The 13,339-nt window shown below is 68.8% G+C and carries 12 protein-coding genes and 2 pseudogenes; 6 read left to right on the forward strand and 8 right to left on the reverse strand.

The genetic code is table 11. From position 1 onward, the window contains the following. The first annotated feature begins 149 nt into the window (after nucleotides 1-149). Both P1P70_RS13310 and P1P70_RS13315 read left to right on the forward strand, forming a co-directional pair. Nucleotides 150-1,001, forward strand: coding sequence for a helix-turn-helix transcriptional regulator (locus P1P70_RS13310; RefSeq protein ID WP_319237058.1), 852 nt, complete (start codon nucleotides 150-152; stop codon nucleotides 999-1,001). Between the two features lie 12 nt (nucleotides 1,002-1,013). Then, the gene (locus P1P70_RS13315) at nucleotides 1,014-1,202 is read left to right on the forward strand and encodes a DUF397 domain-containing protein (RefSeq protein WP_319237035.1); all 189 of its coding nucleotides are present in this window, start codon (nucleotides 1,014-1,016) and stop codon (nucleotides 1,200-1,202) included. Here the strand turns inward: P1P70_RS13315 and P1P70_RS13320 are convergent. From P1P70_RS13320 to P1P70_RS13340, 5 genes are all read right to left on the reverse strand, one after another. Then, the gene (locus P1P70_RS13320) at nucleotides 1,195-2,112 is read right to left on the reverse strand and encodes a hypothetical protein (protein WP_319237036.1); all 918 of its coding nucleotides are present in this window, start codon (nucleotides 2,110-2,112) and stop codon (nucleotides 1,195-1,197) included. The two genes, P1P70_RS13315 and P1P70_RS13320, sit on opposite strands and share 8 nt — an antisense overlap. A 274-nt stretch (nucleotides 2,113-2,386) precedes the next feature. After that, entirely contained in the window at nucleotides 2,387-5,002 is a 2,616-nt protein-coding gene (locus P1P70_RS13325; protein WP_319237037.1) for a class I SAM-dependent DNA methyltransferase, read from the reverse strand. 121 nt (nucleotides 5,003-5,123) lie between these two features. Beyond that, nucleotides 5,124-5,993 (reverse strand): RloB family protein, encoded by an 870-nt coding sequence (locus P1P70_RS13330; protein ID WP_319237038.1) that lies wholly within the window; start codon nucleotides 5,991-5,993, stop codon nucleotides 5,124-5,126. Further along, a complete protein-coding gene (locus P1P70_RS13335; protein WP_319237039.1) occupies nucleotides 5,990-7,276 on the reverse strand; it encodes an ATP-binding protein in 1,287 nt (428 codons plus the stop codon). Before P1P70_RS13335 ends, P1P70_RS13330 begins: the two co-directional genes overlap by 4 nt. Nucleotides 7,277-7,440: 164 nt before the next feature. Then, nucleotides 7,441-7,809 (reverse strand): nuclear transport factor 2 family protein, encoded by a 369-nt coding sequence (locus P1P70_RS13340; protein WP_319237040.1) that lies wholly within the window; start codon nucleotides 7,807-7,809, stop codon nucleotides 7,441-7,443. A 71-nt stretch (nucleotides 7,810-7,880) separates the two neighbouring features. On the opposite strand from P1P70_RS13340, the gene P1P70_RS13345 reads away from it, so the two are divergent. From P1P70_RS13345 to P1P70_RS45770, 3 genes and pseudogenes are all read left to right on the forward strand, one after another. After that, nucleotides 7,881-8,756: a LysR family transcriptional regulator gene (locus tag P1P70_RS13345; RefSeq protein ID WP_319237041.1), complete on the forward strand. Its 876-nt coding sequence runs from the start codon at nucleotides 7,881-7,883 to the stop codon at nucleotides 8,754-8,756. 77 nt (nucleotides 8,757-8,833) lie between these two features. After that, nucleotides 8,834-9,136, forward strand: a pseudogene (locus P1P70_RS45765) (transposase); the annotation flags it as partial. A gap of 5 nt (nucleotides 9,137-9,141) precedes the next feature. After that, nucleotides 9,142-9,654, forward strand: a pseudogene (locus P1P70_RS45770) (IS5 family transposase); the annotation flags it as partial. Nucleotides 9,655-9,673: 19 nt separating this feature from the next. Here the strand turns inward: P1P70_RS45770 and mnmA are convergent. Beyond that, the gene (gene mnmA / locus P1P70_RS13355; RefSeq protein ID WP_319237042.1) at nucleotides 9,674-10,816 is read right to left on the reverse strand and encodes a tRNA 2-thiouridine(34) synthase MnmA; all 1,143 of its coding nucleotides are present in this window, start codon (nucleotides 10,814-10,816) and stop codon (nucleotides 9,674-9,676) included. 60 nt (nucleotides 10,817-10,876) lie between these two features. Here mnmA and P1P70_RS13360 point away from each other — a divergent pair, with 60 nt between their 5' ends. Further along, nucleotides 10,877-11,596 carry a peptidoglycan recognition family protein gene (locus P1P70_RS13360; protein WP_319237043.1) on the forward strand — a complete coding sequence of 240 codons (720 nt, stop codon included), beginning with the start codon at nucleotides 10,877-10,879 and terminating at the stop codon, nucleotides 11,594-11,596. 144 nt (nucleotides 11,597-11,740) lie between these two features. On the opposite strand, the gene P1P70_RS13365 is transcribed toward P1P70_RS13360, so the two are convergent. Together P1P70_RS13365 and P1P70_RS13370 are read right to left on the reverse strand one after the other, a co-directional pair. Continuing rightward, nucleotides 11,741-12,910, reverse strand: a complete 1,170-nt coding sequence (locus P1P70_RS13365) for a cysteine desulfurase family protein (protein WP_319237044.1) — start codon at nucleotides 12,908-12,910, stop codon at nucleotides 11,741-11,743. A 139-nt stretch (nucleotides 12,911-13,049) separates the two neighbouring features. Next, nucleotides 13,050-13,334, reverse strand: coding sequence for a DUF4190 domain-containing protein (locus tag P1P70_RS13370; RefSeq protein ID WP_319237045.1), 285 nt, complete (start codon nucleotides 13,332-13,334; stop codon nucleotides 13,050-13,052). Nucleotides 13,335-13,339: the final 5 nt, after the last annotated feature.

Below are 13,339 nucleotides of genomic sequence, written 5' to 3' on the forward strand. Positions count from 1 at the left end.
GTGGGGCGGGGGTGGGCCTGTGCGCCACGATACGGAGGCATCACATAACCGTGCTACCTAAGTCACTAGAACTGATTAACTTTGGCTTTCAGGTGGATCCGCTGCCCGGCGATCGGCACACTGTGCGCGAGCGAAGAGAGAGACGATCAATGGCACCCAGGCAGACCCCGTCGATCCGACAACGCCGTTTCGGAGCCGAGTTGCGCAGGATGCGGCAGGCGGCGGGCATGACAGCGCCTCAGGCTGCCGCCATGCTCAGCACTGACCGCACGGTCATCGCCAATGTCGAGGCCGGCCGCTTCGGCATCAGCGAGGAGCGCCTTCGTCGCCTGGCGAGCATCTACGAATGCGACAATCCGCCACTGATCGACGCGTTGGCCTCCATGACCGGCGGACGCTCCACGGGCTGGTGGGAGGAATACCGCGGCAAGATCCCGCCCGGCTTCCTGGACGTCTCCGAGCTGGAGCACTACGCGACAGGGCTGCGCACCCTACAGACCGCGCACCTGCCCGGCCTGTTCCAAACCGAGGAGCACGCTCGGGCGCTCTTCGACCTGCTCGTACCCGCCCTGCCACGACTTGAGGTCGAGCTACGCGTCGCCCACCGATTGGAACGCCGACGCGTGGTCATGGGAGACAACGGGGTGCCCTACGTCGGGATCATCCACGAGGCAGCGCTGCGCATCCAGGTCGGGGGCCCCAAGGTCGCCCGCGCGCAGCTCACCCACCTGCTTGAGATCAGCGACCACGAGAACCTCACCTTCCTTGTCATCCCGTTCACCGCAGGCGGGTTCCCCATGGCTGGTGAGTCCCTCATGTACGCGGAAGCAGCAGACCCCAACTTGGACACGGTCCACATGGACTCCCCCAGCGGCGCCATCTTCCTGGACTCCCCCACTCAGCTGGAGAACTTCCGCAAGCGCCTGAACCTCATCGAAAAGGTAGCGTTGGGAGCACAGGCGTCTCAGGACGCAATCCGTGCTGTGATCCGCGACCTGTGAGAGGTGCGTCCGTTGTCCGACCTGCGCTGGATCAAGTCATCGTTCTCCGAAGAGGGCGGCAACAACTGCGTCGAGATAGCCGCGCCAGGCCCGGAAGGCATCGCTCTCCGGGAGAGCGAGAGCCCGGCCCGCGTTCTGACCACGGACCGGGCTGCCCTGGGGGCGCTGGTGCGGAGCGTCAAGGCGGCTCAACTCACGTAACCGGGGCCCCCGCCCGGCCCAGCAGCAGGTCCTCGACCACCGCCCGTTGGATCAACCGAAGCTTCGCGATGCGCTGCCGCATCAAACTGAGAGTGCGGCTCTCAGCTTTCCAGACCCCCACGACGCGCTGCTGTGTATCGCGACTCGCACGTGGAAACGGAACAGCCCCAAGTAGCCTTGAGTTGATGGTGTAGAGGCCCGAACTCGTGGCAGTTTGCGACTTCCAATAGGCCCGCACAGAACGAGAGTTGAGCCAGAGCATGGCGAACTCGGGCAGCACGTCGTCAAAGCGCAGCCGGAAGAGATGGTTCTGGTAGAGCAGCCCGCTCTGCTCGGCTCCGACCATCGCGCACCGCCCGATCTGCTCCGGGTCGGCATGCCCCTCGACGACAAGAAGGTCACCCGGAGTCAGGGAGTAGCGCCGGTGGTCGCGTTCCATCGCTTCCAGCTGAGCAATGTCTCCTTCGATCCAGCCTTTGCGGACATTCGCCACACGCAAGTAACCAGTCGGCCGGAGATGCGGTACGCGGTGCGCTCCGAGCGTGACACCGGCGTCGATCTCGACGCCCGCGTCCTTGAGAGGGACGAGGTCTTCCTCGCTGAACGACACAAGTTGCTCAACCAAGGCGTCGAGAAGCAGAGCTTTCTTGGCAGCCATCGACTCCAGCGCCCCGATCCGCCGCTCGAAGGCAGCGTGCGCGGCGACGATCCGGCGCTGTAGGTCCGGAGACACGTCGGGAACAACCAGGTCTCTTACGTCAGCCTGAGAGATGTTGTTCTGACCGGTACCCCCGTTGAGCAAGTTACCGATCTGCCGCCGGACGCCCTCGGAACGCAGCAGCAGTGCGAGAAAGGCCGATTCGGCGCGACCGACGTGCGGAAGGAGGCGCAAGACCTTGTCGGACAACATGAGTTTGCGACGTGTGGGTCCCACATGGCACACGGCACCCACTAGGGCACGCGCTCCATTGGCACGTGCTACCAAGACGTCCCCGGAACGTACTTCCAAGTTGGGGCGCGGGAGAAGCCCCGATGGGAGACGTTTCGATTCGCTCGGAATGAAACTCCCTGATGTGACCGCGCTGACCTTGATGACGCCCCACTCGTCACCAGCGGGCGGATAGCCGTCACAGGCCGGGCTCCAGCCCGTCTCAATGTCCGCCAACAATGTACCCAGCGTCACCTCACCGCCCATAACCCAGCTCCTCCAGCCACTCCCCCAGCTCCCCCTGAGCCGCCTCGCTCGCCCCCTCCAGCTCGCTCAACGAAACCGCATACTTCTCCACCCACCGGCGGAACACCGCCACCAACTCCCGCCGCCCCACCGCGAACGCCGCGTCAACGCGCCCCGAGATGTCCTCGTTCAGGATGTCCAGGACGATCTTCCGGGTCCGCTCCTCGTCCGCCAGGACATCCGTGGCCGCATCCTTGAGGTTCTTCAGGAACCCGTCGTCCAGCGCCTTGCGCTTCTTCGTCGCCACCGTGCGTGCCTTCCGGCAGGCCGCCACCGCGCGCTCGAGGCGGGCGAGTTCCTCGTCCGACACCGGCTCGGCGGACTCGGCCGACTCGACGGAGTCCCCCGCGTCGCCCTCCTCCTCGTCCTCCGTCGGCTTCGCCGCCGCCAGCGCGTCCACGGCCTCCTTGTAGGCCGCGTCCGCCGTCGCGACCTCCGCCTCCACCACCGCGTACTGCTGGAGGAACTCGGGGATGAGGTGGCGTACGACCGGCTGGTCCATCGCTCGGCGGCGGTCGGTGGCCGACACCGTCTGCCTGCGCGAGGTGTTCGTGATCACCGCGCCCTCCGCCGGTCGGACGATCGCCTCGGTCGAGTCCACCCAGCCTGCGAGGACCCGGGCGAAACCGCCCGCCGCCAGGGCCTTCATGTCGTATCGGGAGTGCGTCCACCAGTCGGCGACGATGCCCGCCGTCCGGTACTCGTCCAGTACGCCGACCGCGCCGATCGCCTTGATGAAGCCGTCCAGGAGGCCGGAGCGCAGGTCCATCAGGCGGCGGTCCTCGGCCAGCTGGGCGAAGAGTTTCGAACCCTCCTCCCACCAGTCCGCGTACGCGGTCCGCAGCTCCGTCTCCTTCGCCGCCGCCAGTTCGGCGATGCGCCCCACCGTGGCCTCGGGGCCTTCGGGCAGGAAGTCGTAGTAGGCGGGGTCGGCCTCGCGCGCCGCGAACAGGGTCGACGCGTCGACGCCGTACGCCCCGAAGAGTCCGGACCTCCCCGCGACCTCCGCGACCGGCACCCCTCCGTACAGGTGGGCCCGTACGTCCTGCGGCTCGGGCGGGGGCGAATTGTCCACCCAGCGGCGGATGCTGAGGTTGGCGCCCTCGGCGAGGAGGTCGTCCACCCCCACCCACCGCGAGTAGCCGGGCAGCTCACGCCCTTCCCTGAACACCGTGACGATCTTCTCGACGTGCTCGGGGCCCAGCTCGTTCTGGTTGCGGCCCACCGTGAACTCGCGGTCGGCGTTGATGAAGAGGACCTTCTTGCGCCGCTTGGCGTCCGGCTTCTCGCGCGGGCGCCGGAGGACGAGCACACAGGCGGGGATGCCGACGCCGTAGAAGAGGTTGGGGCCCAGGCCGATCACGGCCTCCACGCAGTCGTCGCGCAGCAGCTCCTCACGGATGTCCTTCTCCTTGCCGCCACGGAAGAGCACCCCGTGGGGCATGACGACGGCGACCACGCCGTTGCGCGCCAGCACCGAGATCATGTGCTGGACGAACATCAGGTCGGCCTTCTTGCCCTTCTCCGGCGCCCAGCCCCACTTCATGCGCGTGCCGTGCACGGCGTCGGCGGCGGCCACCGCCTGCTGGTCGTAGGGCTGGGAGAAGGGCGGGTTGGAGAGGACCTTGGTGAAGGTGAGCAGGCGTTTGCCGGCGTCGAGGTGGAGCGGCTCGGTGAGGGTGTCACCGTGGTGCAGGTCGAACGTGCGGATGCCGTGCAGCACCATGTTCATGCTCGCCATGGACCAGGACGCGGGGTTGCGGTCCTGGCCGTTGATGCCCAGCTCGTCGGGGTTGCCGCCGTGCTCCTCGACGTACTCGCGGGCCGCGATGAGCATGCCGCCGGAGCCCATGCAGGGGTCGTAGACACTCTCGGTGGGCTGCGGGTCGAGCAGGCGCACCAGCATCCGGACGACCGAACGCGGGGTGTAGAATTCGCCGCCGCTCTGGCCCGCGCTGTCCGCGAACCGGCCGAGCAGGTACTCGTAGGCGGCGCCCAGCATGTCGGGGAACTCGAAGTCCTCGTTGCGGAGCCGGTAGATGCTGAAGTGCCGGATCAGCGACAGCAGTTCGTTGGGGGTGAAGCGCGGCTTGTTGCCGACCACCGCGTTGAACTCGATGTGGGAGGCGACGCCGGTCAGCCGCGAGTTGCCCTCCTGGAGCGCGGCGAGCGCCTTGTCGAGGTACTCGCCGGCCTGCACGACCTTGCCGTCGGGTCCCTTGGTCTCGGCGGTGAGCGCCTCGATCCCGGGGACGGTCACCTCGGGATCGTCGGGATCGAGCACGTGCGGGCCCGTCCACCAGCGGGCACGCGGCGGGACGTAGAAGACGTTGGTGTAGAAATCGGGGTTGTCGGCCCGTTGCAGGGCCTTCGTCTCGCTGCCCGTCTCCTTCAGCCGCTGCTGATACGTACGCTCCCAGGCGGGCTGGAACTCGTCCGAGGCCCGCTTGAGGAAGAGCAGCCCGAAGATGTAGTCCCGGTAGTCGGAGGGCTCCATCCGGCCACGGAGAATGTCGGCGGCGGCGAACAGGTGCCGTTCCAGCTGGGGAAGGGTGATGCGGGCCACGCGCCGGTCCTTCGGTGGAGAGTGGGGGACGGGAGGTCGATCGATCGTGCCAGGGCAGCCTAGACGGCGGGCCGGTGCGGGCGGTAACCGCAGGACCAGCACCTTTCGGCCATGTGTCCGGCTACCTCGACCGGTCGTCCACGATGCCGAGGCTGACCAGCAGCCGCCACACGTCGGTCGACGGGTCCCGCTTGAGGACAGGGCAGTCCTCCGCGTGCCCGGAGCGTGCGGCCCACTTCCTGTCGGACTCCGGCACGCTGCCGCGCGACACCGCTTTGGGCTTGCGGTTGTCGGCCTTGCAGCCGCCGTGCTCGCACTGGTTGACCAGGCTTCTGGCGTGCGCGACCGCCTTCTTCGCGGCGTCATGTTCGTCCAGCGCGTCGCGCCGGTCGCCCTTGACGCTCTTGTCGTTCTTCACGTCGAAGGACTTGTACGCCGGGTGCGCCGCCCGCAGCTTCTTCACGATGTCCTTGTTGCTGCCGCTCTGCCGCCCGCTCATCGCCTGGAAGTGCAGCAACAGCCACAGGTCGAAGGACGGGTGCGAGAAGCACACCTGGATGTTGGCTGCGGCGGCCTCCCTGAGCGCCTTCGGGATGTCGTGGTGCTCGTCCCTGTCGAACAGGACCCACGCCTCCTCGCCCTCGGCCTGCTTGAGGTCGCGCACGGCGGCTACAGCTCTGGAGGGAATGAGACCGTTCTTCGCGCTGATCGGGTGGATCAGGAACGGCTGCCTCTCGCCGTCCCCGCCGTCCCCGTAGCGGAGGTTGAGGTGGTCGAGGTACTGCGGCTCGGTGACCTCGCCCTCACAGGCGACGAAGAGGACCCGCTGCTCCTTCGAGACCGGCGGTCGGTACGGGACCGGCGCGAACCGGTCGTCCCTGCTCCCCCTGCGCCTGCGTGGCGTCCCCGCCTCTCCTGCCTGCCCCGCGTCTCCCGTCCCCGTCGCACCGCCGACACCGTTGTCCTGCTGCCGTCCGCCCCGCCTGCTCACGCTGTTTCCTTCGCCTCCTGCCAGGACAGTTCACGAGCGATCGCTCCCGCGCCGACGCGTGGTACACCGCCGTAGCGGCCTCGCAGATACCCGCTCTCCAGGTCCTCGTCCTCGGCCGGGTGGGCGGCGGTCACGGGATAGACGCTGGTCGCCCCCGAGCGCTCCTTCGCCGCGATCCACACCTGCTCCCGGTCCAGCGGACGGTCGAGTACGGCGCTGCCGAGCAGGGTCGCGTCATGCGTCGTGAAGACGAGCTGGGCGTTGTGCGGGTTGGCCTTCGGGTCCTGGAAGATCCGTACGACCTCTGCGGCGAGGGTGGGATGGAGACTGGAGTCGAGTTCGTCGACCAGCAGCGTCGTGCCGTTGTCCAGCACCGTGAGCATGGGACCCAGGAACGCGAACCAGGCATGGGTGCCGAACGACTCCTCGTGCAGAAAGTCCAACGGGACGTCCCCGCCGTCCGGGGTGCGGTGCCTGAGCCGGACACCGCCGGACTCGGGATCTACGTCGATGCCGGTGATGCCCAGATCGGCGATGGCGAGAAGTTGCAGAATCCGTTCCCGGTAGGCGCGCTCCCTGTTCTTCGCGCTCTTCTCGGTCAGCATGCGCTGGGTGAACGTCGTACGCCCCGTGATGTCCTCGCCCGGCGTGACCAGCCACAGGTTGTCGAGGAACCAGCGGTGCAGCGCCGACAGCACGGGGTCGTTGAGGGTGGCCCCGGTGGAGAGGAACAGCGCGTCGGATCGCGTGTACCGAACCAGGTCGTCGCGGCGACTCTCCGCGACGCCGTGGCCCTCGAAGACGAATTCGGGGCCCTCGGCCGCCGGCCGGCCCGCCTCCCGGTCGAACCAGACCTGACGTTCGCCGTCGGGGTAGGCGTGCAGCCACTCGGCCTCGACGCGCTCGTCGGACAGCTCGAAACCGTAGGTGTAACGGACCTTGCGGTGTCGGCCCAGCACGAGATCGACCTCGAAGAGGGTCGTTTCGTCGGCGCTCTTGCGGTCGAGCTTGAAGGGCTGACGGGGAACGCCCGGCGACTTCGGCCAGTCCGCGAAAGACGTGCGCACCGCGTCCCGCATGTCGGTCATGGCCCTGAGCAGGTTGGTTTTGCCCGACGCGTTGGCGCCGAAGACACCCAGGACGGAGAGCCCCGGAACCGGCCGGTCGTCATACTCGATTCCGGTGTCCCGGACGGTGCCTTCCTTGAGCCCTGCGCCGATCAGCGACAGCTCGCACTCGTCACGGATCGAGCGGTGGTTCGCCACCCGGAAACGGAGGAGCACCCTCGACCTCCTGGCGGACGGGGAGCCGGCCCCGTCGATCTCTTACCCATGCGGACGATCCGCAGGGGAAGCCTATGACGGCGGCGGTTCCGGGGCCAGCCCCGAAGATCTTTTCTAGGGCACGTATTGGGTCTTGATCAACGTGGTGCCCAGGTCGTCCCCGTTCAGTTCCGCCTCTCGAATCCCGCCAGCAGTCCGCGGGGGTCGAAGGTCACCCGGATCCGGGTGACCTTCCCGTCCTCCACATGCATCCAGTTCGCCGTCGGTGTCGGCGACGCAACGCTTGTGTGCAGGTCGAACCAGGTGATCACTTCATCGCCTTCCGTCACCCGCACTTTCACGTCGATCTTCTCCAGAACCTGACCGAGCCCTTTCAACCCAGCGAGCGCCTCCTCAACCCCTGACGCCGTTCCCAGCGCTCCGACGAAGTCGACATCCTCGGCCAGCAGCCCCCGCAAGGCCTCGAAGTCGCCCTCCTCCCAGGCGGTGAAGTAGGTCTCGGCAAGCTCTCGCGCAATCTTCGTCCTGGTCATGCCTCCATCCTTCAACCAGCCCAATCCATCCGTCCAACAGATAGATCAGATAGCATCTATCATCACCGGATATGGAGATCCACCAGCTGCGCTACTTCGCCGCGGTCATGGACGAGGGCACCTTCACCGCCGCCGCCCATCGCCTGCACGTCAGCCAGTCCGGCATCAGCACCCAAGTGGCCAAGCTGGAGCTGGAGCTGGGCCAGCAACTGCTCGACCGCTCCGGCCGTCAAATCCGTCTCACCCCAGTTGGCGAGGCCGTTCTCCCTCTTGCGAAGAACGCCCTCGCTACTTTCGAGGCCATCCAGCACACCGCCGCCGAGTTCGCCGATGCCGTCCGCGGCCGGGTCCGTCTCGGCATGATCATGGGCTGCTCCATCCCGGCTTTCCTCGACACCGTCGCCGACCTCGGACGCACCCACCCCGGCATCGAGCTCAGCCTTCACGAGGGCTACTCCGACGACCTCCAGACCCAAGTCCTCTCCAGCTCTCTGGACCTGGCCCTGATCGGCTACGCGGGCGACGTCGCCCCAGGCCTGGAGGTGGGTATCGTCATCGACGAGCCGATCACCACCGTCGTCCCGGCCGGGCACCCTCTCGACCGGACGGAACTGCGCCTCGCCGACCTCTGGGATGAGAAGATCCTCTGCCTCTCCCCGGGCACCGGCATTCGCGCCGCCTACGAGGACTCCTGCCACAGGGTCGGCCTCGACCCACGCGTGGACATCGACGCCAGTTCCCCGGTCACCCTGCTCCGCCTCGCTGAGCGCGGTGCTGGAGCCGCCGTTCTCAGCGCCTCCTCCACACAGGGCACCGGCCTGCGGACTGTCCCGCTCACCGACGCCGCCACGCACGCCCGGCTCGGACTCATCACCCACCGAGGCCAGCACTCCCCAGCCGTAGAGCTACTGCGAACCAGGCTCCTCGTCGCTCTGCAAGCCAGCTAGGTATGCATGTGTCGAATTTTTGATCACTCCGCTGGACTTGCTCTCCCGCTGGAGCTTGATCCGGTAAGCCGGGCTGCGTGACGCGAGCGCAATTAGCGGATGCAGAGTGGGAGTTCATATGCCCGTACCTGCCGGTCGGCCGATACGGACCGTACCCCGAGCGGCTGCGGCAGCAGTTCGAGGGCGTGATCTGGCGGTTCAGGACGGGCGGGCAATGGCGGGAGATGCCGGCGGAGTTCGGTGCCTGGTCGACCGTCCATAACCGCTTCCGGCAGTGGCGCGACGTCGGCGTGTTCGAGGCCCTCCTTGAGGGCCTGATCGCGGAAGCCGCGAAGCGGGGCGAGGTGGACCTGTCCCTCGTCAGCATCGACTCCACTACCGCGTACGGCTGAAGGCCGCCCTGCTCGGACGTTCCAGGGGCGGACAGACCAGCAAGATCCATGTCGCCGGCGACCGGAAGTGCCGCCCCGTGGCGTTCATCCTGACCGCGGGACAGGCTGCCGACAGCCCGCAGTTCATCCCCGTGCTGGGGAAGGTACGGGTCCGCGGTCCCGGCGGCCGTCCCCGCACCCGGCCCCACGCGGTGGCCGGGGATAAGGCGTACTCGTCCCGCGGCAACCGCGCCCACATGCGCAAACGCCGTATCAAGGCGGTCATCCCGGAGAAGAAGGACCAGGCCACCAACCGGAAGAAGAAGGGCAGCAAGGGTGGTAGGCCTGTCAGTCACGACGCCGATCTTTACAAGGAGCGGAACACCGTCGAGCGGCTGATCAACAAGCTGAAGGCCTGGCGAGGCGTCGCCACCCGGTACGACAAGAGCCCGGACAGCTACCGCGCCGGACTCCACCTCCGCGCCTCGATGATCTGGCTCAAGGACCTCACCCGAACCATCCATTGATCACAACCAGATACGCGCCCTAGGCCACCCCGGCCGCAGCGCGCGTGGTCGACGCGATCGTCGCCGACCCCACGACGCGCGTGCCGTCGTACAGGACGATCGCCTGGCCGGGGGCCACGCCGCGGACCGGCTCGGTGAAGCGGACCTGGAGGGTGTCGTCGACCAGCTCCGCGCGGACCTCGGTCTCGCCGCCGTGGGCGCGCAGCTGGGCCGTGTAGGTGCCGGGGCCCGTGGGGGCCGCACCGCACCAGCGGGGGCGGATCGCGGTCAGGGCGTCGACGTCGAGGGCGGCGGCCGGGCCGACCGTCACCGTGTTGTCCACCGGGGAGATGTCGAGGACGTAGCGCGGCTTGCCGTCGGGGGCGGGCGTGCCGATGCGCAGGCCCTTGCGCTGGCCGATGGTGTAGCCGTAGGCGCCCTCGTGGGTGCCCAGGACGTTGCCGGACTCGTCGAGGATGTCGCCCTCGGAGCGGCCCAGCCGGTGGGCGAGGAAGCCCTGGGTGTCGCCGTCGGCGATGAAGCAGATGTCGTGGGAGTCGGGCTTCTTGGCGACCGCCAGTCCCCGGCGCTCCGCCTCCGCGCGGATCTCGTCCTTCGTCGTCACCGTGTCGCCGAGGGGGAACATGGCGTGGGCGAGCTGCCGGTCGTCGAGCACGCCCAGGACGTACGACTGGTCCTTGGCCATGTCGGAGGCGCGGTGCAGCTCGCGTGTGCCGTCCTCACGGACGATCACCTGGGCGTAGTGGCCCGTGCAGACGGCGTCGAAGCCCAGGGCGAGGGCCTTGTCGAGCAGGGCCGCGAACTTGATCTTCTCGTTGCAGCGCAGGCACGGGTTCGGGGTGCGCCCGGCCTCGTACTCGGCGATGAAGTCCTCGACGACGTCCTCGCGGAAGCGCTCGGCGAGGTCCCAGACGTAGAAGGGGATGCCGATGACGTCGGCGGCGCGGCGGGCGTCCCGGGAGTCCTCGATCGTGCAGCAGCCGCGCGCACCGGTCCGGAAGGACTGCGGGTTCGCGGACAGCGCCAGATGGACGCCCGTCACGTCGTGCCCGGCTTCCGCCGCGCGGGCGGCGGCCACGGCGGAGTCGACCCCGCCGGACATGGCGGCGAGGACACGGAGGGGGCGGGGGCGCTGCGGGGTCTGCTGCGAGGTCTCAGTCATAACCCTTCCAGGGTACGGGGCGCCGGGAACCGGAGCCCGCGCATATCCGTTGACGGTCTCGTGGGAACGAGAAGGGCTTCGAAGAACGGTTCCGGGACCGGCGGCGCGAGCGCCTCCGGCGGCAGGGACGCGGACCGCCGCGTCGGCCGCCGCGCGCTGCTCATCGGCACGGCCGTGGCCGCCGTGGGTACGGCCGTGGTGGCGCGGGACGAGCTGACGCGCGCGTGGTGGCGGGTGCCGGGGGTCACGAAGCCGCGCAAGGACGGTGAGGTCGACTACACGGGCGCGAAGTGGGTCGCGGCGTCGGACGCGAACTGGCGCCTGGCGGACCGGCCGGACGACTTCGGCATAGACATGGTGATCATCCATGTCACCCAGGGCAGCTTCGACAGCGCGGTGAAGGTCTTCCAGGACCCGGCGCACGGCGCGGCGGCGCACTACATCGTCCGCAAGGACGGTCATGTCGCACAGATGATCCGCGAGCTGGACGTGGCGTACCACGCGGGCAACCGCGACTACAACGAGCGCAGCGTCGGCATCGAGCACGAGGGTTTCGTCGAGAAGCCCGAGGACTTCACCGACGAGATGTACGAGGCCTCCGCACGGCTGACGGCCCGGATCTGCGCGCGCTACGACATCCCTCTCGACCGCGAGCACATCCTCGGCCATGTCGAGGTCCCGGGGACGGACCACACGGACCCCGGCGAGGGCTGGGACTGGGACCGCTACATGAAGCTGGTGCGCGCGGCGGCGAAGACCGGGACGTCGACGCCTGCCTGACTCCGACAGCCGGGGCAATGGATCTCGGGACGCGATGACACGGTGCGCCGTGACGCCGTGACGCTCCGGGCCGTCGGCACCACCGGGACGAGCGGACTCGGTGACCGCGGACCCGCCGTCAGCTCACGTACGGGGTACGAGGTCTCAGCTCAGACCCGCGGTGCGGGCGCGTTCCACCACCGGGCCGATCGCCTTCGCCACCGCCTCGACGTCCGCCTCCGTGGAGGTGTGGCCGAGGGAGAAGCGGAGGGTGCCGCGGGCCAGGTCGGGATCGGTGCCGGTGGCGAGGAGGACGTGGCTGGGCTGGGCGACGCCGGCCGTGCAGGCGGACCCCGTGGAGCACTCGATGCCCTGGGCGTCGAGCAGCAGGAGCAGCGAGTCGCCCTCGCAGCCGGGGAACGTGAAGTGCGCGTTGGCCGGGAGGCGTCCCGCCGGGGACGGGTCCCCGCCCAGGACGGCGTCCGGCACCGCCGTACGGACCGCCTCGACGAGGGCGTCGCGCAGGGTGCCGATCTCCCGGGCGAACCACTCCCGCTGTTCGGCGGCTAGCCGGCCGGCGACCGCGAAGGAGGCGACGGCCGGGACGTCGAGGGTGCCGGAGCGGACATGGCGCTCCTGACCGCCGCCGTGCAGCACGGGTACGGGGCTGTACTCGCGGCCCAGCAGCAGCGCGCCGATCCCGTACGGGCCGCCGATCTTGTGGCCGGAGACGGTCATCGCGGCGAGCCCGGAGGCGTCGAAGTCGACCGGAACCTGACCGAAGGCCTGTACCGCGTCGGCATGCAGGGGGACACCGAACTCCGCGGCCACGTCGGCGAGTTCGCGGACCGGCATGATCGTGCCGATCTCGTTGTTGGCCCACATGACGGTGGCCAGGGCGACGTCGTCGGGGTTGCGGGCGACGGCCTCGCGAAGGGCTTCGGGGTGGACCCGGCCGTACGAGTCGACCGGGAGGTACTCGACGGTGGCGCCCTCGTGGTCGCCGAGCCAGTGGACGGCGTCGAGGACCGCGTGATGTTCGACGGGGCTGGCGAGGACCCGGGTGCGGGCCGGGTCGGCGTCGCGGCGGGACCAGTACAGCCCCTTCACGGCGAGGTTGTCGGCCTCGGTGCCGCCGGAGGTGAGGACCACCTCGCTGGGGCGGGCCCCGAGGGCCTCGGCGAGGGTCTCCCGGGCCTCCTCGACGGTGCGCCGCGCTCGGCGGCCGGAGGCGTGCAGCGAGGAGGCGTTGCCGGTGACGCTCAGCTGGGCGGTCAGGGCCTCTGCCGCCTCGGGGAGCATCGGGGTGGTCGCCGCGTGGTCGAGGTAAGCCATGGTGAGCCGATTCTACGGGGCCGTGTCCGGGCGGACTCAGCAGTGGGCCCCGGTCCGGCCAGGGTCCGGGTCCCGGTCACGGTCTCGGTCTCGGTCTTGGTCCCGGCCTCGGTCTCGGTCACGGTCTCGGTCTCTGCCGTCAGATGCTCCAGGACACCGTGTTCGTCGTCTGCATCAGGGTGGCGAGGACGATCAGGTCGGCGACGCCCAGGCCGAGGCCCAGGAAAGCGCGGCCCCGTCGTGTCGTGCCGCGCTTGAGGGCCACCGCCGCGAGGACGATCGCGATCGGGCCGAGGAAGAGGTTGAGGACGAGGAGACCCAACAGGCCGAGGACGAAGGAGGCGACGGCCATGCCGTCGGCGTCACGGCCTCGGGGGCGAGTGATGGTCGTTCCGGTCTGCTGACGTGCGGCGGTGAGCTGCATGGTCG

Origin of the sequence: Streptomyces sp. MB09-02B (genome assembly GCF_033794485.1) — a bacterium.
GTDB lineage: Bacteria > Actinomycetota > Actinomycetes > Streptomycetales > Streptomycetaceae > Streptomyces.

What these genes read in the sequence shown, in the direction of transcription:
- P1P70_RS13310 (WP_319237058.1), top strand. Translation starts at nt 150, where the DNA reads ATGGCACCCAGGCAGACCCCGTCGATCCGACAACGCCGTTTCGGAGCC.
- P1P70_RS13320 (WP_319237036.1), bottom strand. Translation starts at nt 2,112, where the DNA reads ATGTTGTCCGACAAGGTCTTGCGCCTCCTTCCGCACGTCGGTCGCGCC.
- P1P70_RS13340 (WP_319237040.1), bottom strand. Translation starts at nt 7,809, where the DNA reads ATGACCAGGACGAAGATTGCGCGAGAGCTTGCCGAGACCTACTTCACC.
- P1P70_RS13345 (WP_319237041.1), top strand. Translation starts at nt 7,881, where the DNA reads ATGGAGATCCACCAGCTGCGCTACTTCGCCGCGGTCATGGACGAGGGC.
- mnmA (WP_319237042.1), bottom strand. Translation starts at nt 10,816, where the DNA reads ATGACTGAGACCTCGCAGCAGACCCCGCAGCGCCCCCGCCCCCTCCGT.
- P1P70_RS13365 (WP_319237044.1), bottom strand. Translation starts at nt 12,910, where the DNA reads ATGGCTTACCTCGACCACGCGGCGACCACCCCGATGCTCCCCGAGGCG.
- P1P70_RS13370 (WP_319237045.1), bottom strand. Translation starts at nt 13,334, where the DNA reads ATGCAGCTCACCGCCGCACGTCAGCAGACCGGAACGACCATCACTCGC.